Source organism: Stappia sp. MMSF_3263, from assembly GCF_030733745.1.
Classification (GTDB): Bacteria; Pseudomonadota; Alphaproteobacteria; order Rhizobiales; family Stappiaceae; genus Stappia.
This window is the reverse complement of sequence record NZ_JASHIK010000021.1, coordinates 30,380-53,149: the sequence shown is the minus strand read 5'-3', so window position 1 is coordinate 53,149 and position 22,770 is coordinate 30,380. Positions and strand designations below refer to the sequence as shown.

General features: G+C 66.3%; 26 protein-coding genes. 10 read left to right on the top strand and 16 right to left on the bottom strand.

The annotated features are described in order from the left end of the window. Nucleotides 1-14 precede the first annotated feature (14 nt). From RBB46_RS19220 to RBB46_RS19180, 9 genes are all read right to left on the bottom strand, one after another. The gene (locus RBB46_RS19220) at nucleotides 15-1,493 is read right to left on the bottom strand and encodes a deoxyribodipyrimidine photo-lyase (protein WP_306030642.1); all 1,479 of its coding nucleotides are present in this window, start codon (nucleotides 1,491-1,493) and stop codon (nucleotides 15-17) included. Nucleotides 1,494-1,832: 339 nt separating this feature from the next. Next, the gene (locus tag RBB46_RS19215) at nucleotides 1,833-2,489 is read right to left on the bottom strand and encodes a hypothetical protein (RefSeq protein WP_306030641.1); all 657 of its coding nucleotides are present in this window, start codon (nucleotides 2,487-2,489) and stop codon (nucleotides 1,833-1,835) included. Between the two features lie 366 nt (nucleotides 2,490-2,855). After that, entirely contained in the window at nucleotides 2,856-3,635 is a 780-nt protein-coding gene (locus RBB46_RS19210; protein WP_306030640.1) for an ABC transporter ATP-binding protein, read from the bottom strand. Next, a complete protein-coding gene (locus RBB46_RS19205) occupies nucleotides 3,632-4,660 on the bottom strand; it encodes an iron ABC transporter permease (protein ID WP_306030638.1) in 1,029 nt (342 codons plus the stop codon). The genes RBB46_RS19210 and RBB46_RS19205 overlap by 4 nt, the downstream gene beginning before the upstream one ends. Further along, nucleotides 4,657-5,721 carry an iron ABC transporter substrate-binding protein gene (locus RBB46_RS19200; protein ID WP_306030637.1) on the bottom strand — a complete coding sequence of 355 codons (1,065 nt, stop codon included), beginning with the start codon at nucleotides 5,719-5,721 and terminating at the stop codon, nucleotides 4,657-4,659. Before RBB46_RS19200 ends, RBB46_RS19205 begins: the two co-directional genes overlap by 4 nt. 37 nt (nucleotides 5,722-5,758) lie before the next feature. Further along, complete coding sequence (locus RBB46_RS19195) at nucleotides 5,759-6,571, bottom strand: molybdate ABC transporter substrate-binding protein (protein ID WP_306030636.1); 813 nt, start codon at nucleotides 6,569-6,571, stop codon at nucleotides 5,759-5,761. 71 nt (nucleotides 6,572-6,642) lie between these two features. Then, nucleotides 6,643-7,479 (bottom strand): substrate-binding domain-containing protein, encoded by an 837-nt coding sequence (locus tag RBB46_RS19190; RefSeq protein WP_306030635.1) that lies wholly within the window; start codon nucleotides 7,477-7,479, stop codon nucleotides 6,643-6,645. Nucleotides 7,480-7,504: 25 nt separating this feature from the next. Further along, nucleotides 7,505-8,308, bottom strand: a complete 804-nt coding sequence (locus tag RBB46_RS19185) for a phosphate ABC transporter ATP-binding protein (protein ID WP_306030634.1) — start codon at nucleotides 8,306-8,308, stop codon at nucleotides 7,505-7,507. Next, entirely contained in the window at nucleotides 8,301-9,008 is a 708-nt protein-coding gene (locus RBB46_RS19180; RefSeq protein ID WP_306030633.1) for an ABC transporter permease, read from the bottom strand. The genes RBB46_RS19185 and RBB46_RS19180 overlap by 8 nt, the downstream gene beginning before the upstream one ends. 205 nt (nucleotides 9,009-9,213) lie before the next feature. Between RBB46_RS19180 and RBB46_RS19175 the strand changes: the two genes are divergently transcribed. Together RBB46_RS19175 and RBB46_RS19170 are read left to right on the top strand one after the other, a co-directional pair. Then, complete coding sequence (locus tag RBB46_RS19175; RefSeq protein ID WP_306030632.1) at nucleotides 9,214-10,389, top strand: putative sulfate/molybdate transporter; 1,176 nt, start codon at nucleotides 9,214-9,216, stop codon at nucleotides 10,387-10,389. Further along, nucleotides 10,386-10,595, top strand: a complete 210-nt coding sequence (locus tag RBB46_RS19170; protein ID WP_306030631.1) for a molybdopterin-binding protein — start codon at nucleotides 10,386-10,388, stop codon at nucleotides 10,593-10,595. Before RBB46_RS19175 ends, RBB46_RS19170 begins: the two co-directional genes overlap by 4 nt. A 23-nt stretch (nucleotides 10,596-10,618) precedes the next feature. Here the strand turns inward: RBB46_RS19170 and RBB46_RS19165 are convergent, their stop codons facing one another. Beyond that, nucleotides 10,619-11,683 carry an META domain-containing protein gene (locus RBB46_RS19165; protein WP_306030630.1) on the bottom strand — a complete coding sequence of 355 codons (1,065 nt, stop codon included), beginning with the start codon at nucleotides 11,681-11,683 and terminating at the stop codon, nucleotides 10,619-10,621. 236 nt (nucleotides 11,684-11,919) lie between these two features. Beyond that, entirely contained in the window at nucleotides 11,920-12,327 is a 408-nt protein-coding gene (locus RBB46_RS19160) for a hypothetical protein (RefSeq protein WP_306030629.1), read from the bottom strand. Nucleotides 12,328-12,582: 255 nt separating this feature from the next. Here RBB46_RS19160 and RBB46_RS19155 point away from each other — a divergent pair, with 255 nt between their 5' ends. From RBB46_RS19155 to RBB46_RS19135, 5 genes are all read left to right on the top strand, one after another. Continuing rightward, complete coding sequence (locus RBB46_RS19155; protein WP_306030628.1) at nucleotides 12,583-13,215, top strand: sigma-70 family RNA polymerase sigma factor; 633 nt, start codon at nucleotides 12,583-12,585, stop codon at nucleotides 13,213-13,215. Next, complete coding sequence (locus RBB46_RS19150) at nucleotides 13,212-13,949, top strand: anti-sigma factor (protein ID WP_306030627.1); 738 nt, start codon at nucleotides 13,212-13,214, stop codon at nucleotides 13,947-13,949. The genes RBB46_RS19155 and RBB46_RS19150 overlap by 4 nt, the downstream gene beginning before the upstream one ends. A gap of 236 nt (nucleotides 13,950-14,185) precedes the next feature. Beyond that, entirely contained in the window at nucleotides 14,186-14,746 is a 561-nt protein-coding gene (locus RBB46_RS19145) for a fasciclin domain-containing protein (RefSeq protein ID WP_306030626.1), read from the top strand. A gap of 281 nt (nucleotides 14,747-15,027) precedes the next feature. Then, nucleotides 15,028-16,746 carry a methyl-accepting chemotaxis protein gene (locus RBB46_RS19140; RefSeq protein ID WP_306030625.1) on the top strand — a complete coding sequence of 573 codons (1,719 nt, stop codon included), beginning with the start codon at nucleotides 15,028-15,030 and terminating at the stop codon, nucleotides 16,744-16,746. 195 nt (nucleotides 16,747-16,941) lie between these two features. Beyond that, nucleotides 16,942-17,820, top strand: coding sequence for a VOC family protein (locus tag RBB46_RS19135; RefSeq protein WP_306030624.1), 879 nt, complete (start codon nucleotides 16,942-16,944; stop codon nucleotides 17,818-17,820). Between the two features lie 50 nt (nucleotides 17,821-17,870). On the opposite strand, the gene RBB46_RS19130 is transcribed toward RBB46_RS19135, so the two are convergent. Further along, nucleotides 17,871-18,392, bottom strand: coding sequence for a MarR family winged helix-turn-helix transcriptional regulator (locus tag RBB46_RS19130; protein ID WP_306030623.1), 522 nt, complete (start codon nucleotides 18,390-18,392; stop codon nucleotides 17,871-17,873). Between the two features lie 173 nt (nucleotides 18,393-18,565). Between RBB46_RS19130 and RBB46_RS19125 the strand changes: the two genes are divergently transcribed. Genes RBB46_RS19125 through RBB46_RS23265 form a run of 3 tightly spaced genes read left to right on the top strand, consistent with a single transcriptional unit; the run spans nucleotide 18,566 to nucleotide 19,585 of the window. Then, nucleotides 18,566-18,907 carry a cupin domain-containing protein gene (locus RBB46_RS19125; protein WP_306030622.1) on the top strand — a complete coding sequence of 114 codons (342 nt, stop codon included), beginning with the start codon at nucleotides 18,566-18,568 and terminating at the stop codon, nucleotides 18,905-18,907. Between the two features lie 38 nt (nucleotides 18,908-18,945). After that, on the top strand, nucleotides 18,946-19,167 hold the full coding sequence (locus RBB46_RS19120) for a DUF4287 domain-containing protein (protein ID WP_306030621.1): 222 nt from the start codon (nucleotides 18,946-18,948) through the stop codon (nucleotides 19,165-19,167). Then, nucleotides 19,106-19,585 carry a type IV toxin-antitoxin system AbiEi family antitoxin domain-containing protein gene (locus RBB46_RS23265; RefSeq protein WP_336623181.1) on the top strand — a complete coding sequence of 160 codons (480 nt, stop codon included), beginning with the start codon at nucleotides 19,106-19,108 and terminating at the stop codon, nucleotides 19,583-19,585. Before RBB46_RS19120 ends, RBB46_RS23265 begins: the two co-directional genes overlap by 62 nt. Here the strand turns inward: RBB46_RS23265 and RBB46_RS19110 are convergent. The 4 genes from RBB46_RS19110 to RBB46_RS19095 all read right to left on the bottom strand — a co-directional run bounded on the left by RBB46_RS19110 (nucleotide 19,573) and on the right by RBB46_RS19095 (nucleotide 22,703). Continuing rightward, on the bottom strand, nucleotides 19,573-20,346 hold the full coding sequence (locus RBB46_RS19110) for an SDR family oxidoreductase (protein WP_306030619.1): 774 nt from the start codon (nucleotides 20,344-20,346) through the stop codon (nucleotides 19,573-19,575). The two genes, RBB46_RS23265 and RBB46_RS19110, sit on opposite strands and share 13 nt — an antisense overlap. Before the next feature lie 76 nt (nucleotides 20,347-20,422). After that, nucleotides 20,423-20,719, bottom strand: a complete 297-nt coding sequence (locus RBB46_RS19105; protein WP_306030618.1) for a YciI family protein — start codon at nucleotides 20,717-20,719, stop codon at nucleotides 20,423-20,425. Nucleotides 20,720-20,796: 77 nt separating this feature from the next. Continuing rightward, nucleotides 20,797-21,771, bottom strand: a complete 975-nt coding sequence (locus RBB46_RS19100; protein WP_306030617.1) for an alpha/beta fold hydrolase — start codon at nucleotides 21,769-21,771, stop codon at nucleotides 20,797-20,799. A 98-nt stretch (nucleotides 21,772-21,869) separates the two neighbouring features. Beyond that, nucleotides 21,870-22,703: an oxidoreductase gene (locus RBB46_RS19095; protein ID WP_306030616.1), complete on the bottom strand. Its 834-nt coding sequence runs from the start codon at nucleotides 22,701-22,703 to the stop codon at nucleotides 21,870-21,872. Nucleotides 22,704-22,770: the final 67 nt, after the last annotated feature.

The following is a 22,770-nucleotide window of genomic DNA, read 5'->3' as shown; positions in this document are numbered from 1 at the left end:
GTCCTTTGTCTTCTTCAGGCGGCGTTTTTTATGGTTTGGAAGGCGTCGAGGGCACGCTGGCGCGCTGTGCTGTGATCGACTATCGGCCGGGGATAGGTGTCGCCGAGGCGGATGCCTGCCTGAGCGAGGATCTCGCGCGGGGCCTCGTGCGGCTTGAAAAGATACTTTGGCGGAAGGCCGGAAAGCTCCGGCACCCAGCGCTTCGTGTAGTCGCCGTCGGGGTCGAATTTCTCTCCCTGTGTGGTCGGGTTGAAGATGCGGAAATAGGGGGCGGCATCGGCGCCGGATCCGGCCACCCACTGCCAACTGGCGGCGTTGTTGGCCGGATCGGCATCGACCAGCGTGTCCCAGAACCAGGCTTCTCCCTGCCGCCAGTCGAGCATCAGGTGCTTGATCAGGAAGGAGGCGGCGACCATTCGCACCCGGTTGTGCATGGTGCCGGTATGCCAGAGCTCGCGCATGCCGGCATCGACCAGCGGATACCCCGTCAGCCCCTTGGTCCAGGCCCGCAACTGCATTTCGTCAGAGCGCCAGGGAAAGGCGTCGAATCGCGGCTGGAAATTGGCGGTGCCAAGGTCCGGGAAATGAAACAGGAGGTGGTAGGAGAATTCCCGCCAGCCGAGTTCGGACTGGAACTTCGCCACCTGCCGCTCGCCGATGCCGGAGGAGGGATCGGCGCCGCGATGGGCGACCGCATGCCAGATCCGGCGCGGCGAGATTTCGCCGAAGCGCAGATGCGGCGACAGCATCGACGTCGCCTGGCTTGCCGGCTCGTCGCGCTGGGCCGCGTAGCGTGCCAGCCCGTCGTCGAGAAACGCCGACAGTCTGCGAAGGGCGCCTGCCTCCCCCGGTTCCCATGTGTCCCGCAGGCCGCCGGCCCAGTCGGGCCGGGTCGGCAGGGGAAACAGGCTCGCGGGCGTCTCGCTGTCGGGCGACGCCGTGCCTTCGCGAGGTCCTGCCTCGGCGGGCAGGGCGGACGGGCGCGGCGGAGCGGGTTCGCCCCGCGCCACCAGCGCCCGGAAGAACGGGGAGAAGACGCGGTAGGGTCCGCCGGAGCCGGTGGCCACGTCCCAGGGCTCGGCGAGAAGGTTCGCGCTGAAACTTTCCGCGACGACCCCATCCGCCCTGAAGGCGGCTTTCAGCGCCGTGTCGACGGCGATGCCGGAGGGATCGTAGCGACGGTTCCACAAGATATGGCTGGCGCCTGTCTCGGCAACGAGGTCTTGCAGGATCGCGTGTGCCGCGCCACGCCGCAGCACGAGCGGGACACCGGCCTGTGCAAGGGATTCGGACAGGCGGGTCAGCGAGTGATGCAGCCACCAGCGCGATGCGCCGCCGGGAGCGCGCGGTGCCCCGGAGCCGTCCTCGCGCACATAGACCGCGACGACCGGACGGTTCTGCGACAGCGCGGCGGCAAGCGCCGGGTTGTCGTCGAGCCGAAGATCGTCGCGGAACCACACGAGGATCGGGGCGGAGCGGTCGGTGTCTGGCATTGGTCGGCGGGTTCCGGTCGGTGCTGGCAGGTTTGCCTACTCCTTACGGTCATTCCGCGTTGATGGATTAGCGGTTTCGCCTTTTGGCCGTATGCCGCCGAGACCGTGGCGCCGGATGCGAAAAAGCCGCCCCGGAAACAGCGGTTCCGGGGCGGCCTGACGTGGTCGGGATGGGAGGCCTGTGTTTGTCACGGGAGGTGCAGGTGCGGGGAAGCTGAGCCTGGCCTTGCCGGATTTGCGACGGGGTGTACGCCGTTTTTGCGTGACGGTCGGGTTTCTTGCGGGGAGGGGCAGGCCGCTCGCCCGGAGGCGTGCGGCCTTATATATCGGCGCGAGGCGTCAGGCGCGGAACGGCTCGGTGATCCAGTTCCAGGCCACCATCACGCCATCCGCGGCGGCGGTCAGGCTGGCGACGATGGATGCCCAGATCGCCTGGCCGAAGGTGGCGATGCGCATCATCGTGCTCTGTTCCTCGCGCGGCGACTGTTCGATGAACTCGATCGCCGTCTGCAGGGAGGGATCGTCGACGACCCGGCGCGTTACCACGAGGCGGGCATCGGGCGCGACCCGGGACTGGTCCGCCTTGGCGACCTTGACGCCGCCCGTCTCGGCATCGCCGAGCGCTCGCACGACGACGGCCCGTCCGTCCGGCAGCAGATGGGTCTCGTTCTGGGAGACCTCGCTGTCATAGATGACCTCGCCATGGTCGTCGATCAGTTCGACCCAGACGATCTTGCGTCCGTTGCGTTCGACCTCGCCGACCCAGATCGCGTAGGAGCCATCCTCGTCGCTCCCTTGCGGGGTGCCGAGCGTCACGGCCAGGCGGTCCTCCGGGATGACGAAGGTTTCCCTGTCGCTTTTCTGCAGGACGGCCTCCGCGCCGCTGACGCGGGCCGAGAGCGTTTCGGCGCCGGCGATACCGCCGGACAGTCCGAGCGCAAGCCTCAGCGCGACTGCCGTCGCGGCACGTGACTTTATTGCAACTAAATTCTTCATATATTTAAACATTCGTCGCCTCCCAGGGCATGGCGTCCCCGGTTCTTTGGCCGGTGGGCGCCTGAATGTCGGTAAGCTTAAGATCTGGTGTATGTCACCCAACTATTCTAGGTCCGACGACAAGCATGCTCCCTCAAACATCCTGACGAAACCGTAATATGGATCACAAATGCGAGGATTCTTTTTATACAATTTTTTAAAGGAACATCGGATTCCGGGGTTAACGCGATGATATCGCGCGCTTTTCAAACGCGGCAGGAATGCGGCAGAGGTCTGGCTGGAACGTGGCATCCTTAACATCACGATTTCGTGAACGGAGTATAATTCCGTTGCCTGCGTCTTTTTTTCAACGCCGCGGAGGCGGATTCACGTTCGGTCGCCAAAATCCGGCAGGCAGGTGATGCGGCCTGACGGCGCGCGCTCGACCTGCACCGGCACGCCGTAAACGGTGGAAAGCGCGTCAGCCGTTAGCGCCTTCTCCGGAGAGCCCGTGCACAGGATGTTGCCCTCGTGCAACAGCGCGACCCGGGTCCCGATTGCAAATGCATGGTCGGGGTCGTGGGTGGAAAGGATGATGGTCAGTCCGCTTTTCGCCAGCGCCGCGATCTCGCGCAGCACGATCGCCTGGTTGCCGAAGTCGAGACTGGCGGTCGGCTCGTCCATGACAAGGGTCGGGGTCTCCTGGGCGAGCGCCCGGGCGATCAGTACCAGTTGCCGCTGCCCGCCGGAAAGCCGTGTGTAGTCGGCGGGCGCGAGATCCGCGATGCCGAGTCGCGACAGCGCGGCAAGCGCCGCCTCGCGGTCCCGTTCGCCCGGCTGCGAGAGCAGGCCGAGGCGGGCGGTCCTGCCCATCAGCACGATCTCTTCGGCCGAATAGGCGAACGGGGCCGCATGCGCCTGCGGCACGTAGGCGACCCGGCGCGCCACTTCCGCCCTCGGCAGGGCCTGCAGCCGGGCATCGCCGATGAGGACCTCGCCGCCGCGCGCCGGGATCAGGCCGAGCAGGGTCTTGAACAGCGTCGTCTTGCCGGATCCGTTGGGCCCGAGCAGGCAGAGCACGGAGCCGCTCTCGGCCAGGATCGAAAGGCCGTGGCCGACCGGATGGCCGGAATAGCCCGTGTCCAGGTTGCGCGCCTCGATCCTCATGCCCAGGCCCGCCGTCCGCGCGCGAGCAGCCACAGGAAGAACGGTGCGCCGACAACGGCGGTGAGAATGCCGAGAGGCACCTCGACGGAGGAAATCGTGCGCGCCAGCGTGTCGACGACGAGAAGATAGGCGGCGCCCAGCAGGGCGGCGACCGGCAACAACCGGCCGAAGCCGGGACCCACCAGCATGCGTGCGATATGCGGGATGACGAGCCCGACCCAGCCGACGACGCCGGCAATGGCGACGACGCTGGCGGTGACCAGCGTCGCGCAGACGACGACCGCGAGCCGCAGCCGTGCCGCCTCGATCCCGAGGGCGCGTGCTTCCTCGTCGCCGAGTGACAGCACGTTGATGCGCCAGCGCAGCAGCACCAGCGGCACCAGGCCCGCCAGAACCACGGGGGCCGCCGGCCAGATGTCCTCGCCCTTCACCCCGGCGAGCGAGCCGAGCAGCCAGAAAGTGATCGCCGGAAGCTGGTCGTAAGGGTCGGCCAGAACCTTCAGCAGCGAGGTTGCCGCTCCCGTCAGGGCACCGACCACGACGCCGGCCAGCACCAGGATCAGCGTCCGGTCGCCATGGCGGATGGCGGCGGCGACGAAGCCCACCAGCGCCACCGCACCGAGCCCGCCGGCAAAACCCATGAACTGGATCGCTGCGACCGGCAGCGACAGGAAGATGCCGAGCACCGCGCCGAGCCCGGCTCCAGCGGAGACGCCCAGAATGTCGGGCGAGACAAGCGGATTGCGGAACAGCGTCTGATAACAGGCGCCGGCGGCGGCGAGGGCGGCGCCGACCAGCAATGCGCCGGCGATACGCGGCAGGCGGATAGAGACGAGTACGGTGGTGGCCGCGTCCCCAGCCGCGTCACGTCCGGCGATCGCGTCGAGCAGCCGGCCGATCGCCTCGAAAGGGCCGAGCGGGAAGGGGCCGACGAGCAGGGCGCCCATCGACAGCAAGGCCACGGCCGCGACGAGCAGGCCGATCGTGCCCCTGCCTGCACCGCGCCGAAATCCGTCCCTCGTCAAGGTGCGCGCCCGCTCGCCCATTCCAGAAGCCCGTCCAGTTCGCCCTTCGAAAGGTCGACATGGTACCAGAGCCGGTAGAAAGCGCGCGCCTCCTCGCGCAGTTCGCCCTGCCAGCGCTGGGGATAGAACAGGCCGGCGAGCCACTTCAGCCCCATCATCCGGTTGAGAGAGGGCGGCCGGTCGATCCAGCCGAAGGGTGCGGTTGGCGAGAGGTAGACGCGTTTTCGTTGCACGGCCTCGATCCCGGCCCACAGGGGATCCGACCAGACGGCGCGGTGGAAGTTGCGGTCCCAGGTGATGATCGTGTCGGGATTGGCGAGGATGACCTGTTCCGGCGAGGCTCGCACCAGACCGTATTGGCCGGGCGCCTCGGCGACGTTGCGGCCGCCGGCGCGCTCGATGATCTCGGTGTTGATCGAACCCTTCATGCCGGTTTCCAGCCCGTCCGGGCCGCGGGCGAGATAGACGCGCGGTCGGCTTTCCTGCGGCACGTCGGCAAGGATCGCATCGAGTTCGGCGAAGGTCACCTCGACATCGCGGGCAAGCATCTCGCCGCGTTCCGCAACGCCGAGTGCCTGTCCGACCAGTCGCAGCGAATCTGCCGTTTCCTCGAACCGGCCGTTGACCAGGATATAGGGGATGCCGGTCTGTTCCTGCACCCGGTTGGCGAGATCGACATAGGTGTCGCGCACGGAGCCGAAATCGATGATCAGGTCCGGCTTCAGCGCCAGGACCCGCTCCAGGTTGGCCTCGCCGCCGCGCCCGGTCAGCCGCCCCGTCTCGGGCAGGTCGCGATAGGCCGGCGCGATATAGGGGCGTTCCTCGCCGCGGATCGCCCTCGGCCAGCCGAGCAGGGCGTCGGGCTTCAGCGCGTAGACGAGGATGGAGGCCGGCGGCCCGGCGGCGAAGACCCGCGTGACCGTGTCGGGCACCTCGACGCTGCGCCCGGCCGAATCCACGATGGTCCGCGCCTGTGCCGGGGGAGGGGCCGTGACGATGGCCACAAGTGCAGCCGTTGCCAGCGCGGCGAGCCCGAGAACCGCATGTTGCAGGCGCGTCATCCCGGTCCTCCGGCTGGTGCTGCGTGTGGCCGCGGCGCTATTGCGTGACGCCCGGCGCGTCGAAACCGTATTTCGCCAGGATCGCCTGTCCGGCCGGCGACAGGATGTGCAGCGCCAGCGCCCAGGCCTCCTGCGAGGCGCCGTCCATCACGGTCAGGCCGTAGTCGGCGCCAACGGAGAGCTGGGGCGGAAGTTGCACGATGGCAAGGGACGGCACCTCGCTCTGCGCCAGCAGCGCGTTGGTGCAATAGGTCAGGAAAATGTCCGCCTTGCCGCTGTCCATCACCCAGCCATAGGTGTTGCGCCCTTCCGGCGCTTTCTCGCTGGTCTTGCCTCCGGTCAGCTGCAGCGCCTTGGCCTTCAAGGCTGCCGTCGCGCCGGGCGCGAGCGCCTCGGCCTTGTCGAAGACCTGGAAGGCATAGTCGCCGGACGGATCGGCCTTCGGTGTCGAGGTGCCAACGCGGATGTCCTCGCGCAGCATCGTTTCGAGCAGGCTCGATGTGTCTGTCTCGATGCCGGGTTGCACCAGTGCGCAAAGCCTGTTGCGGGCGAAGAGCACGACCGGGGCCGCCTTGCCGGCAGCGGCAAGCGTTGTCGGATGTTTCATGTTGGCGGAGGCGAAGACCTCGGCCGCCTCTCCGCCCTCGATCCGCTCGCGCAGCAGGCCTGAGGGGCCGAAGGCGCGCATCACCGTGGCCGCGTGCCCCGCCTCGAAGGCGTCGGCGACCTCGCCCATCGCGGCCTTGAGGCTGCCGGCTGCGTGCAGTCTGACGGTGGTCTCCGCCATGGCTTGCGAAATTCCCGTGATTGCCGCGACAAGCAAGGTCGCGGCCGCGATGTGCCTCAGCATTCCTGATGTCTCCCGCATGTGACGTTGATCGGACCGGCGCAAGCGGCGCCGGTCCGGACCTCCGTGAGGGATCAGCTGCCGCTCGGTGCGGCGTTCGGGAAGAACAGCTGTTGGCCGTCGATCTTGTAGTCAGCGATGATCTGCTGGCCTTCCTTCGACACCACCCAGTCGACGAACTGCTGACCGAGGTCGGCCTTGACGTTCGGGTGCTTGTCCTTGCTGACCAGGATAATGCCGTACTGGTTGAACATCTTGTCGTCGCCCTCGACGGCGACCTTGTACTCGCCCTTGTTGCCGAAGGAGATCCAGGTGGCGCGGTCGGTCATGATATAGGCGCCCATGCCCGTACCGGTGTTGAGCGTCGCGCCCATGCCCGAACCGGTCTCCCGGTACCATCCGCCCGATGCGCCCTTGACGTCGATGCCGGCCGCCTTCCACAGGCGCAGCTCCGCCTTGTGCGTGCCGCTGTCATCGCCGCGCGAGGCGAAGGGAGCTTCGGCTTTCGCGATCTTCTGGAGCGCATCGGTGACGTTGTTGGAGCCGGCGACCCCGGCCGGATCGGATGGCGGGCCGACGATGACGAAATCGTTGTACATCACGTCGAAGCGCTTCACGCCGTTGCCGTCGGCAACGAACTTCTCTTCCGCCGGCTTGGCATGGACGAAGAGCACGTCGCCGTCGCCATTGGCCGCGTTCTTGATCGCCTGGCCGGTGCCCACCGCCACGACGCGCACCTCGATGCCGGTCTTCTCCGTGAATTTCGGCAGCATGAACTCGAACAGGCCGGAATTCTGCGTCGAGGTCGTCGACTGGACGACGATGAATTTCTCTTCCGCCTTGAGCGGCGCGACCAGGCCGGCCGTGATCAGGCCGGCGGCGGCGATGGTCAGGAACTGACGTCGGAACATGTGCATTCTCCCTCGATTTTACGTTTCAGGTCGTCATGCCGGGGTCGCCCAGATAGAGGCGTCCCTCGAGCCAGGCCCTGGCCGCCTCCGATGCCGGAGCATCGAGCAGCTTTTGGGCCGGGCCGGTTTCGGCAACGCGGCCGCCATGCAGGAAGACCAGATCGTCGCCCAGGCGCCGGGCCTGGCCGAGATCGTGGGTCACCATGACGATGGTGACGCCGCGTTGATGGGCGTCGTCGACGAGGCGCTCGATGGCCTGGGTCGAGGCCGGATCGAGGCTTGCCGTCGGCTCGTCGAGAAACAGAAGCTCAGGGTCGCAGGCGAGCGCGCGCACCAGCGCCAGCCGCTGCTGCTCGCCGCCCGACAGCACGCGTGCCGGCCGCCGTGCCAGGTCGCCGAGGCGGGCTTGCTCCAGCGCCTCGGCGATGCGCCGGCCGCGCTCGGCACCACGCAGGCCGCGCACACCGAGCGCGAAGGAAAGGTTGGCGACGACAGACCGGCGCAGCATCACCGGCCGCTGGAAGACCATGGCCTGGGCGCGTCGCGCCGCCTTGTCGAGTGGCCGGCCGCGCCAGTGCACGTGGCCCGAGGTGGGCGAGACGAGCCCGTGCAGCACCCGCAGCAACAGGCTCTTTCCGGCGCCGTTCGCTCCCATGACCAGGGTTCTCCGGCCGGGGCGGATGTCGATGTCGATCGCATCGAGAAGCCGCCGTCCGCCGATCTCCAGCGTCAGCCCGCGCCCGCTGAGCAAAGGTTCGGCAAGGGGCGGGCGCGAGGCGTCCGGGACCTCCGTCAGCGGTTCGCTCAAGGTCTGCAGCGCTTCACGCATAGGCGGACCTCACGGCCGAGGCCCGCAGTCCCATGACGGCGGCATTGACCATGACGGCGATGACCAGCAGCACGACGCCGAGCGCCAGCGCCAGCTCCAGGTTGCCCTTCGACGTCTCCAGCGCGATCGTCGTCGTCATCACCCGGGTAACGTGGTTGATGTTGCCTCCGACGATAATCACGGCGCCGACTTCGGCGACGGCGCGTCCGAAACCGGCCAGCGCCACGGTCAGCAGGCTGTAGCGGGCGTCCCACAGCAGCGCTTTCATCCGCTCCAGCGGGCCGACGCCGAGCGAGCGGAACTGCTCTGAATATTCGGTGTCGAGATCCTCGATCACCTGCCGCGTCAGGGCCGCCACGATCGGGGTCACCAGGATGGTCTGCGCGATGACCATGGCGGTCGGGGTGTAGAGAAGCTGCAAGGGGCCCAGCGGGCCGGCATTGGACAGCGCCAGGTAGACGACCAGGCCGACGACAACCGGCGGCAGGCCCATCAGCGAGTTGAGCAGGATGGTGACGAGGGTGCGGCCTGGGAACCGGAAGGCGCCGACGGCAGCGCCGAGCGGCAGGCCGATCAGGCAGGCAATGACCACGGCGCTCAGCGTCACCTTCAGCGACAACGCGATGATCTCGATCAGATCCGCATCGCCGGCGAAAATCAGGCCGATGGCCTCCGCCAATATGGACGTGAAGTCCTTCATTTGTGCGTTCGCTCCCTCTGAAGGGAAGGAATACACAAAAACATCGCAAAATCTACCATCCAGCGGCTCGGTCGGCCTTGTTTTGCAAACCTATTCACCAGAGAAGGATTGCGGTTTGCGCCCGTTTTCGAGACAGTTACAGCCGGGTTGGATCAGTGGGTTCCTCAGGGTCTGGAGGAAAACGCATGATAATGACAGGGAACGCATGACGAACGCGCCGCAACTCCCCGAAAGCGGATGGCGCCAGCGCCTCGCCGGGGCTGGCGGCGGTGTGCTTGGAGATGTTTCCGGCGCCTTCGGCGACCTTGGAACCTTCCTCCCTTACGTGATCGTCGCCATCGGTGCGGGTCTCCTGTCTCCGGCCCCGGTCTTTGCCGGATTTGCCGCCGGCTATCTCCTTGTTGCCATCGTCTATCGCCTGCCTGTTGCCGTCCAGCCGATGAAGGCAGTCGGCGCCGTGATCCTGGCCGGGGGCCTGTCGGGCGGAGAGGTCGCGTGGGCCGGCGCGATGCTCGGGGCGATCCTGCTGACGCTCGCCGCCTCGCCACTGCTGCTGCGCGCCGCGCGGGTGATCCCGCAATCGGTCGTTACCGGCCTGCAGGCGGGGCTCGGGCTGGTCCTGCTCGCCGTTGCCGCGCGTCTGATGGGGGGCGACTGGCTGCTCGCCGTCCCGGCGTTGGCCTTGCTGTCGCTGACATGGGTGTGGCCGCGCGGCCCCTTTGCGCTCGCGCTCGTCGCGGTCGCCGTCGCCTTCGGTCCCTCGCTAGGGGCGCCGCTCGACATGTCCCTGGCCGGCGCCTCGCCGGACGGGCATGCCGCATCGCCCTGGAACGCCTTTGTGTCCGGCGTGCTGCCGCAGCTGCCGCTGACGCTGCTCAACGCCGTGGTGGTCGCCGCCGCCGTTGCCCGCACGCTGTATGGCCCGGGCGCGCGGCGGGTGAGCGAGCGCCGGCTTGCCGCGACCTCCGGCGCGCTCAACCTCCTTCTTGCCCCGTTCGGCGCCATGCCCATGTGCCACGGGGCAGGGGGCATTGCCGGCCATCACCGGTTCGGCGCGCGCAGCCTGGCGGCGCCGCTGCTGCTCGCCTTGCTCTGCGCTCTTGCGGCGCTTTCGGGAGACTTGGTGCCGGCGCTGCTCGCGCGCATTCCCTCCTCCCTCGTCGGGGCGCTGCTTGCCTATGCGGCGGTCGATCTGCTCGCCAGCCGTCGTCTCGTCGATGCCCGGCCCGACTGCCGGCCGGTGATCGCCGTCGCCGCGCTGGCCACTTGGGGCCTCGGCGCGCTCGCCGGTCTCGCCGCCGGTCTGGCGGCGGAGGCTGTGCGCGTGCGTATCAGGCGCGGCGCAGGTTCTGCGACACTCACACAGGAGAATGGAAGATGAAGATCAGCGCCCGCAACGTCATCAAGGGCAAGGTTCTCGAGATCAAGGAAGGCCCGGTCAACAGCCAGGTTCGTGTCGATATCGGCGCCGGCAACGTCATCACCTCGATGATCACCTCCGATGCGGTGGCGGATCTGGGCATCGCCGTCGGCGGCGAGGTGCACGTTATCGTCAAGGCGTCCGAGGTGATGCTGGCGACCGATTGACGGCCGGCCGGCGGAGGCGGGCCCTATCCGTCGCGGCGCGCCTTGACGACCAGTTCCTCGCCGGCTGAAAGCAGCAACGCGCCGGTCTCGTCGATCCGCCAGTCCGTCACGGTCGGCAGCAGGGACAGGAACTTCGCCTCCTGGTTCATCAATGCCGGCGCGCAGGCCATCATCGTCGCCACCGTCCGGTGATCGACCGAGATGCGCTCTCCGTTGGTGGCGAAGCGGGTCGAATAGCTGTTGCAGGTCGCCCGTCCGCCAAGCGTGCCCTCGCGCGTGAATGCCAGCGTGACCCGCGAGAAGTCGATGATCCCGCCCTTGGCGATGTCCTCCACCACCCAGTCGGAACCGGGCAGCAGATCCAGTCCGGCCGGTGCCCGTGTCTTCGTTGCGGTCAACTCGCATTCGGGCAGTTGCTTGCCGCGCAGGGTAACGAGCGCCGTCTCGCCCTTGCTCCAGAAACCCGTGCTGGGATCGCCCTCCGCCTCGTATTTCGCCCCCGAGGCACTTTCCACTTGCCGGAGTGTGAATTCCTCGTCCGCCACCTGCAGCACGGGACGCTCGTCGCGCATTCCGAACCGGGCGGTGATATCGCCGCAGACCAGCGTCGAGGTGAACGTAAGGGCCTCGGTACGCGTCAGCGTGATCGCGCCGGTGTCGTGTTCCTCGCCGCTCCGGGGCACCACCTTGACCGGTTGCGATTCCCAGCCGGGCTGCCCGGGATCCGACAGCTCGATCCGCAACGCGTAGGGCGTTCCCGGGACAAGGAGTGTGCTGTCGACCTTGAGGAAGAAGGGGGCGGGAACCTGCCGGCCTTCCAGGCGGCTGCTGCGGCTGGCGATCAGGCGGCCGGCTTCCGGATCGTCGCCAAGCGAGGGGCTTTCGCGCAGCTCGACGACAAGCTCGGCGTCGCTGCTCACCGCGATACGCTCGCGATAGGCGGCGGTTCCGATGATCTTCACCGGCTTCTCCTTGAAGGCCGTCTCTGAGGCAAGGGCCCGATCCCAGGCGGTTCCCGTTGCCCCGCCTGTGACCGCGAGTGCCAGCACCATGACGGCGCGAATACCGGATTGTCGGGAAAAACTCATGCGCTTCCGGGCCCCTTGTTGTTCGGCGCGCCTGTTGGCTCAAGGCGCTTGCCGGTCAGCATAGGGACGTTTCAGGGCAAAATCTGGACAGGGTTCCGGGCAGCGGCGTGTCGGGGCGGCGGCAATGCGAAAAGGGCGATCCTTGCGGATCGCCCTTTCCCTGCCGGCCGGCGCGAGGTCTCTGGAGGAGGAGCCGATGGGGCGTGCCCCGCGCGGACAGGCTGTCCGTGTCGGCCTTACTGGGCGGTGATGACGGTCATCACCAGCTTGCCGTCGACACGCACCGGGCCGTCTTCCTTGGCGCCCAGCGTGTATTCGAACGCGCCGGTCTTCATGCCGCCGTCCTCGCCGTGGATCATCAGCATCAGCTTGTCGCCCGAGGCGACCGGCTCGGTCAGGATTGCCGCGACGTCCATGGTTTCGCCCGAGCGGATCGGTGCATAGGCGACAACCGGCCCCGGCTTCATGGTGTCGTCGGTGCGGTGGACGACGAGCCAGCCATTGTCGGTCGCGGTCACCTTGGCCGCGGAAACGATGCCGTTGGCGACCGACTGGTCCATAGCCTCGACGCCCATCTTGCCCATGTCCGCGGAGGCGGTGCCGGCGGCGGTGACCAGGGCGAGGGTGAGAAGAATGCGTTTCATGACAACTCCTGTGTTTGCTTGCACTTAAGTGTTCTTGAAAGCAGCGGTTTTCCTCCGTGCTTGGCTTAGTTACCGGCCGGTGGCGGAAAAGGTTTCAACAAGGCGGAAAAAAATCCCGACGGCGCGCGATGTGAATTAGGTCCGCTCGGTTCCGCGCCGCGTATCGGGAAAGACGGGGACGGGCCTTGCGCTTTGCGCAAGATCGACACCCGGGCCGTTCTTGTCATAGATTGTGCGTTCTGGAGCCATCTGTTCATGACCCTTTCGCCGGGCGACAATCCCGATAAACCGCGTTCCGCGACTGGCGCCTCCGCCGGCGACGACCTTGCCGTGCTGCTCGCCCGTGTCGCTGCGGGAGAGCGTGCGGCCTTCGAGACGCTTTACGCGCGAACCAGCGCGAAACTTTTCGGCGTCATCGTCAGTATCTGCAGGGACAGGAGCATTTCCGAGGATGTGTTGCAGAACGCCTATGTGCGGATCTGGCGCTATGCGGACAGCTTCGACGAGGCGCGCGCCCGGCCGATATCCTGGCTGGCGGCCGTTGCCCGGAATGCGGCGATCGATGAGTTGCGAACAAGTGCAAGAACAGGCCTCCCGGGCGCGCTGACCACGACCGGCGCATCGGGGGACGGGCAGGGGGCCGAGGATGGCGACATCCTCGAACGCCTCGCCGACCAGACGGAACATCCCGCTCCATGGGATCTGGGCGCGCTGCGGGCATGCCTCGATCTTCTGGAGACGGACCAGAGGCGCTGCGTCCTCTATGCCTATTACGAAGGCTATTCCCGCGAGGATCTGAGCGAGCGTTTCGACCGTCCGGTCGGAACGATCAAGACATGGCTGCATCGGGGCCTGATCGCCCTGAAAGCCTGTTTGGGTGACCGATGACGGACGAGGAACGCACAATCCTGGCCGGCGAGTATGTGCTCGGCACGCTGTCCCTGGCGGAGCGCCGCCGGGTCGAGCACCTGCGTGCCGGGGACGACCGTCTCGACGCCGAGATCGGCATGTGGGAACACCGGCTTGGGCCCCTTGGCGCCGGCACCGTGGAGATCGCGCCGCCCGCTGGCATCCTGGAACGCGTCCTTGCCGAGATCGGGGCGGACCCGCAGTCGTCCGGCGCCCGTGCGGGCGAACCGGCATTCCCGGGTGCTCCTGCTCCCGTGCCATCCGCGCGCCCGTCCGCAGCCGCGCCGGTCTGGCTCGCCGGTATCATCGCGCTCTGCCTCGGACTTGGCGGCGGCTACATGGCACGCCCGCTCTTCGACCCTGCCGCTGTACCCGCCGGCGACGGCGGCAACTATGTCGCCGTGGTCAATCGCGATGCCGGCCTGCCGGCGCTTATCGTGCGCGTGGACCTTGCCTCCGGCACCGTCAGCGTCCGCCCGGTCGCGGCGGAAAAGCCCGAGGGGCGCGATCTCGAGCTCTGGTATGTGGCACCCGGTGCGCAGCCCCGTTCGCTCGGCGTGATCGATGCCGAGCACCGGGTGACCGCCGATCTCGATCTTGGATCGCTCGCCGAAGATGCCGTGCTTGCGGTCAGCGTCGAGCCGGCGGGCGGGTCGGCGACCGGCGCCCCGACAGGCCCCGTCGTCTATTCCGGTCAGCTGATCCGCGACTGACGGCCGGCGCGGAGCTTCCTGAACCATCTCGTGACAGCCGCCGCCGGTATCCCGGCGGGACGACGCGTGCGTCGTGCTCCCCGTCCCGTGGCTGCTTGCCTCGTTATCTCACGAACCCGTGATCGTTCGGACTGAAACCTTTCCGGACATCCTCCGGTAGCTCCTGATGTGTCGGGAAAAGGCGTGCTCCAAGCCGCCGCCCGGCACCGTCAAAACGAATTCACAGGAGAAACTTCATGTTCACGCGTTCTGCAAAGCTTCTCGTTTCCGCCGCCTTCGCCGCCACGCTGGCCGCCCCTGCCGCCTTCGCCGACAACCCGATGGTCGGCGGCGCACCGATGTATGCGGAAAAGAACATCGTCGAGAATGCCGTCAACTCGAAGGATCACACGACCCTCGTCGCCGCGGTCAAGGCCGCCGGCCTCGTCGAGACGCTGCAGGGCGAGGGGCCGTTCACGGTGTTCGCCCCGACCAATGCCGCTTTCGACAAGCTGCCCGAGGGGACAGTCGCCACGCTGCTGAAGCCGGAAAACAAGGACCAGCTCACCAGGATCCTGACCTGCCACGTGGTGGCCGCCGATGCCATGTCCTCGGCGATCAACAAGATGATCGCGGATGATGGCGGAGCCCATCCGGTCAAGACCGTCGGCGGTTGCGAGTTCACCGCTCGCACCAAGGACGGCAAGATCATGATCGAGGACGGCCAGGGCAACATGGCGACCGTCACCATCGCCGATGTCGACCAGTCGAACGGCGTCATCCACGTGGTCGACACCGTGCTGCTGCCGGCCTCGTAAGGCCCGCGCTTCAGGTCACGAAGAGACCCACCGCGCGCCCTGGCGCGGGCGCGCGGCGGTCGGCCGCGCGGGGAGACATGCTTGCCTCTCCCCGCGTGGCCGTGTTTCGCCCCTTGGCCGGGAAATCGTGTTTTTTAAAGCCCTGATTCGAACGAATCTGGGGATGGCACCGATTCTGTCATATCGGACAGACGTTTGTTCTGCCCTTGCGGCATTTTACCGCTTCTTTACGTATTTCTCCGGAACCTTGACGTTGCGGTGCGATGACCGGAGCGGAGAATATGCGGAAAATCAGCCTGAATATCGGAGTGGCGCACAAGATGGGAGCGACGATGGTCCTTCTCATCGGTGTGTCCGTCGTCGCCAGCCTGCTGTCGTTCAACGCGACCCAGCGCGTTGGCGAGAACGGCATCTCCCTTGGTGAACGGGAAGCGCCGCTCGCCGATGCGGCGATGGAGATCAAGCTGACGGCAACGCATGCGCATCTCCTGTTCGAGGAGATCATGTCCGGCGATGACGGCGAGAGCATCGACGAGGTCTGGCGGCTGATCGGCGAGGCGCGTTTCTACGCGAAAGCCGTTCTCGAGGGCGGGCGCAACGACGAGGGGACGTTCTATCCGAGTGACAATGCGGCGGTTCGCGCGATCATGCAGGATGTCGGCGCGCAGATCGACGTGTTCGAGGAGGTCGCGCGCAAGCGATATTCGTCGCTGGCAGCGGGACAGGACAGCGGAGAGGCTGCCGGTTCGCAGGCCGATGAGCTCTTCGACCAGACCTTCGAGCGGTTTATCGCCCGCGCCGACGAGGCCGAGGAACTCATCCACGGGCAGATGGCGGCAAGCCTTGCCGATCTGCGCCGCGAGACGGAGACCGCCCGTGTCATCGGTCTTGCCGGGTTCGGCATGATGCTGGCCGTGCTTCTCGGCGGCCTGTTCTACATACAGCGCTTCATTGCCTCGCGTCTGCGCGACCTGGACAAGGTGGCGCGCGCTTATGCGGATGGCGACACCGACCGGCCGGTTCCCGGCTGGACGGCCAATGACGAACTTGGGCGACTGCGCGAGACGCTGGGCCAGTTCCGGGAAGGTGTTGTCCACCAGCGCGAGCTTGCCGCCCGGGCGACGGAGAGCGAGGCGCATCGCGCGACCGAGCAGAAGGCGCTCCAGAAGCAGACGGCCGAGGCCTTCCACGAGACGACACAGGCCTATTTCGACAGTCTCGATAGCGCCGCGGCCAGTCTTCTCGGTGCCGTCGATACGCTCGACCGGATGACGGAGCGGTCCAGCGAGCTTTCACAAAGCACGACGAGTTCCTCGCGACACGCGTCGGACAACGTCCAGACGGTGGCCGCGGCGGCGGAGGAGCTGAGTTCCTCGATCTCGGAGATCGCGCGCCAGGTGTCTTCCACCACGGAAGTCGTGACCCGTGCCTCGGGCCATGCCCACAAGACCAACGAGACCGTTTCGCATCTTGCCGCGGGCGCCACCAAGATCGGCGAAGTGGTGACGCTGATCCAGGCGATTGCCGAACAGACCAATCTTCTCGCCCTCAACGCCACCATCGAGGCGGCGCGCGCCGGCGAGGCCGGCAAGGGGTTCGCGGTCGTCGCTGCGGAGGTGAAGGAACTGGCGACGCAAACCTCGAAGGCAACGGAAGAGATCGGTTCGCAGATTGCCGCCATCCAGGCCTCCACCGACGAGGCGGTCGAGGCGATCGGCGAGATCACCCGCACCATGCAGGACATCGACGGGTTCACCGGCTCGATCGCCGAGGCCGTCGCCCAGCAGGGCGGCGCGACCAACGATATCAGCCAGCACGCGCAGCAGGCCTCCGCGCGCACCAGCGAGGTGGCCGACACCATGGGTGAGATGTCCGCCGCCATTGACCATTCCGGTGAGAGCGCGGCCGCCGTCCGCGAACTGTCGCGGACCGTGCACCGGGAGGCGGCCAGCCTTCGCGCCTCCGTCGACGAATTCCTTGCCCGGTTCGCGGCCGCCTGAGGTGCGCCGGCCGCATCGGCTGGGATTGGCGTTGGTCAGGGCGGTCCGCCTGGCGGGTCAAGGTGCATCGTTCACCTTTCTCGAACGATGCTGTCATTGATCGCGGTATTGTATTTGCTTGTCGATTAAACCAGATTTCCGGACAAGAGGATTGGTGCCGGTGTCACACCTGCGCCTTTTGACCGGAGATCGACGATGACCGCGACCACCCTTGCCCCGGCAGACCGTTTCGACATGGCTGCCGCCCCCATGCGCATCGGCCGCGTCCGCCTCGCCGTGCGCGATCTTGAACGCGTCTCGGGCTTCTACCGCGACGCGCTCGGCCTGGTGCTTGCCGAGGATCGCGGCGAGACACATCTGCTCGGTGCCGGAGGCACGCCTTTTCTGGAGCTGCATGGCGATCCGGCCTTGCAGGCCACGCCGCGCGGCGGAGCCGGCCTCTTCCACACCGCCTTCCTGCTTCCCGCTCGTGCCGATCTCGGCCGCTGGCTCGCATTCGCGGCGCAGGCGGGGCTGCGTGTTCAGGGCGCGTCCGATCACAAGGTCAGCGAGGCGGTCTATCTCGCCGATCCGGAAGGAAACGGCATCGAGATCTATGCCGACCGGCCGCCGGCCGGCTGGACCGACTCCAATGGCGATATCGAGATGTCGACCGATCCGCTGGATGTGGAGAGCCTGCTCGCCGAGGCGGCCGGGACCCGGTGGGCCGGCGCGCCGGCTGGCACCATTGTCGGCCATGTCCATCTTCAGGTCGGCGACACGGCCGAGGCCGAGCGCTTCTATGCCGGCCTTCTCGGCTTCGACATTGCCAAGCGCTACCCTGGCGCCAGCTTCTTCGGCTCGGGCGGCTATCACCACCAGCTTGCCGGCAACATCTGGAACAGCCGTGGCGCGCCGCCGCGAAAGCCGGGCCATGCCGGCCTGGAGATGCTTGAGATCGTGGTCGGCGACGGGGAGCGCCTTGAGGCCCTTGCCGAGAAGGCCGCGGCCGCCGGCCTGGAAGCAGTCGCGGGGGAGGGCGAACTCCGGCTCGACGATCCCTGGGGCACGCGGGTGCTTATACGGGCAGGCTGAACTCAGGACAGGGCGGGGCGGCCTCCGCCGATAGGCCCGCGGCGGGAGCGTCAACTCCCGCCGTCCGCCTCGTGCTCCACGCCAGCGAGCAGCTTGCGCAGCAGGCCAGCCAGCATCTCGCGCTCCTCCGCGGTTAGATGGGCGAGATGGCGCATCTCGTCCGCCATGTCGGCGCGGAAGGCCTGTTCGGCAAGCGCGATGCCCGCCTCGCTCAACACGACCTCCAGGCTGCGCCCGTCGCTGGACGATTTCTCGCGCAGGACGAGCCCGGCCTTTTCCAGCCGGGCGAGGCGGTGTGTCAGGCCCCCCGAGGAGATCATCAGCGTCGAATAGAGCTCCGTCGGGGTCAGCCGGTAGGGCGCTCCGGCGCGGCGCAGGGTCGAGATCACGTCGAACTCGCCGCGATCCAGTCCGAAGCTCGCGAAGGTCCGCTCGATGCCGCCGGACGCCAGCAGGGAAAGCCGCCGGGCACGGCCCAGGATCGCCATTGGCTCGGTGTCGAGACCGGGAATCTCCCGCGCCCATTGTGCCCGTAACCTGTCGACATGATCCGCCATCGCGCTCCCCGTCATCCTCGTTCCCTTCTGCCCGGTCGCCTCGCCATTTTGTGGGCCGCACCTGTCCGCTCGTTCCAGCTATAGCGGGCGTGGGCACGTGGCGCACTCCCTCGGCGCGGAGAGGTTTATCTTTACACAAAGATAAATCCTTGTCATTTATCTTCCCGCAAAGACAAGTGGAGGTTGCCATGATCGTTGCCCGCGTCAAGCGTCACCATCGTTTGGAAACGGGCGAGAGCCAGACCGTGCGTTTCGAGGGGCGCGATTTCGCCTCGCCGGTGTCGATGTTCCTGTCGCGCAAGGATCCGGGGAAGGGCTCGGGGCTTCACCTGCACCCCTATCGGGAGACCTGGGTGGTGCAGCGGGGCGAGGCGGAGTTCACCGTCGGCAAGGAGCGCATCCGTGCCACGGCCGGCGACATCGTCGTCGCCCCGGCCGATGTTCCGCATCGTTTCCTCAATGTCGGCAGTGACAGGCTCGAGATCATCTGCATCCATCCGAGCGACACCATCTGGCAGCAGGACCTGTGAGCACCCGCGCGCCGCATGTTTCTTGAAAGGACAAGATCATGTCGACATCGAACGAAAAGCCGAAGGTCAAGGGGCCGGCCTCCTACTTCCCCTCCATCGAGAAGACATACGGCCGGCCTGTCGGCGAGTGGATCGCGCTGATCCACGCGCAGGACGGCATGAAGCACATGGAACTGGTGAACTGGCTGAAGCAGACCCATGGCCTTGGCCACGGCCATGCCAACGCGCTGGTCGCCCATGCGCTCGCCGGAAAGACGTGAGAATGGGCGCAACAGGCGGGGGACGGGCGCCGAACGAAAGGACCCGTGCCCTGCGGGAGGCGAGGGAGGCGTTCAGGCTGTCGGGAGGGGGAAGAGAAAGAAGGAGTGGCTCGCCGGGGTCGGCGAAGACGCGAACTACGAGTTCTCGATTTCCCTACTCCCAACTACGCCAGAGCTGCCCAAAATGCGCAAGCGAGACCGGGATCGCGCAGAAGCGCTACGCTTCGCCGGCGGCCCAAAACCCTCGCTGAGGGACCGAGCCGTCGCCTTGGCGAACGAGCGCGGCGTGGTGCGGACGCGCGACCTGACGAACATCGGCGTCCCTCGCTGCTACCTGGCCCGCATGTGTGAAGAGGGCCTGCTTATAAGAATTGGCCACGGAATCTATGGGGCCGGCCATGCGCTTCAGCCTCGATAGCGCGCGGCTGGTTTGGAGTTGCTGAAACCTGACGCCAAAACGCCGCGCGCCTGCTCAAAGGAATCCCACGCCGCGACGTCGGGCACCGGCGGGATCGTCACCAGTTCCTTCCGGTCGAACCCGACGAGCGCCGCATCGACCAGGTCGTCGACCTCCATGACGTCTGGAACCTTGCTGATGTCGCCGCCTGCGCGATCGTAGATTTCCGTGCGCGTGGCCGCGGGGAGCACCGCCTGCACATAAACGCCCTTCGAATTGACCTCGGCCGCGAGGCTCTGCGACAGCGTCAGCACATAGGACTTGGTCGCCGCGTAGATGCCGGCGGAATATTCGGGCAGAAGCGCCAGCACCGACGCGACATTGATGATCGAACCGCTGCCGCGCTCGACCATGCCGCCGATCACGGCGGAGGTGAGCAAGGTCGGCGCGAGGACGTTCAGGCGCAGCAGCTTGTACATCTCGTCGGGATTCGCGGTCGCGAAATTTCCAAGCAGGCCCGCGCCGGCATTGTTGACGAGAATGTCGATCGGCGGATCGGAGCGCAGGCGCTCGAGGACGGGTTCGAGTTCGGCTCCGTCGGTGAGATCGGCGGTGATAACTTCGATTGCGACGCCATGGGCGGCGCGCAGCTCCTCGGCGAGCGTGTTCAGCCGGTCGGTTGCGCGGGCGACGATGACCAGATCATGGCCGCGGGCGGCCAGGCGGCGCGCATAGACGGCGCCGATGCCGCTAGAAGCGCCGGTGATGAGTGCGGTGGACATAGCTATTCTCCACATCGAACTGCGGACAGCTCGAAGCCTTTGTTGAGTATTGAGGTTAAATTGGTCGAGGCGGGCGTCAGTCCCGCGCCTTCAGATGAAGCATCGGATGATGCTCGTAGTGGCCGGCGCCATTCTTCACGATCGGGTCTTGCGAGGTGAAGGCCTCGATGTCCTGGTCGTCGGCGATCCGGTAGAGCGAGACGCCATAACCTCCGTTCGGATCCATGACGGGGCCATGGGCGACGACGGTCCCCTTGCTGAGCAGATCGTCCAGAAAAGCACCGTGCTGGGCCATCCATTGCTTCTCCTGGTCCGTCATCGTCGGCAGGAAATCTTCGCGCGGGGGAATGTATTTGCAGAGGTAGTATTTCATGGATCACTCCTATGACTGGGTAGCGTTTGGACGAGCGAAGGTCGGCTTAGCGGGTGGGTTGCCCAATGCCCGCAGCGTCAGATTTTCTTCGTGTCGCGGATGAAGGCGGCGATGTGAGTCGCAGCGAGTTCGGGATATTGAAAGTGTGCTGCGTGTCCGGCTCGGGGGTAGGTGATTAAGCTAAGGGTCGGGAACTGCCCGTTCAGCGCGTACCAGTTCTCGACGGGGAACGAGAGGTCACGGTCGCCATTCAAGTGCAGAATGGGAACGTTGGTGTTTTTCAACGCATTCAGCACATCGTTGGACGGAAACACCGGATTCGGCGGGGTGCGAGGAACCTGCGCGATCGCCCAATCGGCCGGAATGTCCGGGCTACGGACGTTCGCGCTGGAATAGATCCGATCGAACGAGCGCTTCGACGCGGCGCGGCTGGCCGCGTCATCCGGATCGAAGAACATGCCGGTGTACTGCTCGAGGGTCGCGTGATCCTGCGCCGCCAGGTCGTAGAAGCGCTGTTGCCCGGGTTTGACGAGCGGCCCCGGCGGCGTGCCTGCGATCAGCACCGCGTGGCTGACCGTGGGTCCGAACATCGCCACATAGATTTCCGCCACAATCGCACCGAAGGACCAGCCGCCAATCACGACATCCCTGAGGCCCAAGGCGTCGATCAAATCCTTGGCGTCCTTCACCAGAGAGGTGGGATTGTACGACCTCTGGCCGGTCGAGAGGCCAAAGCCGGAATGGTCGAAGGTGACGACCTGAAAGCCCTGGGCCGCCAAGGCGTCGATGAAGGCTGGATCCCAAAGCCCCAGGACGCCCCGGAAGCGGTGGGCCAACACGATAGGCTTGCCTTCGCCGACCGAACGATAGGCGAGCCTGCGCCCATCAACATCGACAAAGCGCGTGGCCACGCTTGAGGATGTCACCGTTTGCGCTCGTATCGGCGCGGGCAATGAAAGCGCGGTGAGCGCCGCGACGCTTGCGATCATTGCTTGGCGGCGGCCCGGATTGGCGAGCAGCGCGCGGGTCTTTTGAACTGTGTCCTGCGGCATTTCTAAATCTCCTGGAGGAAAAGGTTTGCGGGAGGGGCATCTGGCTGCGTGGGCGGTCATGTCGCAGCCTTGAAAGCCAGGCGGGGGCGGTCGACCGCTTAGTCGACCACGCCCATCTGCTTGCGGAAGCTTTTTTCGAACATCTTCTCCGGCACGAACCGCCGCATGAGACGGAGGCGGCCAGCCATTTTGCCAGGCGTGTAGCGGATGCTTGGCTCTTTATCCGTGGCCGCCTGCACCACCTTGTCCGCGACGGCTTCGACCGGATCGCCATTGGCGATGCCATTGCGCCACGTCGAAATCGCTGCGGCGCGGCCCTTGTCGTAGACGCTCAGAATCTGGTCCGGCTTTTCCCCATGCTCTTCCAGCGCGGTGCGGGTGAAGACGGGTTCGATCAAAGACACACGGATTCCGAACGAACGAAGCTCGTGATCGAGGGACTCGGAATAGCCTTCGACGGCGTGCTTCGTGGCGTTGTAGAGCGCGGTGTAAGGACCGGGCAGAAAGCCGGCCACCGAGCTGATGTTGATGATACGGCCGCTGCGCTGGCTGCGCATGGTGGGCAAGACCGCACGAGTCGTCCGCAGCATGCCGTAGACATTGATGTCGAACAGGCTTTGCGCCTGCTCCAGCGATGATTCCTCGGCGGCGCCGATCAGGCTGCGGCCGGCATTGTTGACCAGCACATCGATGCGACCTGCAGCCGCGACCACGTCTGCGACCACCTGCTTGACGGACTCGGCATTGGTCACGTCACACCGGACCATCTGAATGCCCTGACGCGTCTCGCCAGGCGTCGCGTGGCGGCTGGTGCCGAACACCCGATACCCCGCGCGAATGAGGGCCTGCCCCGCTGCCAGTCCAATTCCGCCGGATGCCCCAGTGATAAGGGCGACCTTTTCATTCGTCGCGCGCGATTGACCCTGGGCCATTTCGAATTCCTTCTTCAATGAACTATAATGATTATGTTCGACATCATTGAGATATATGATTATGGTC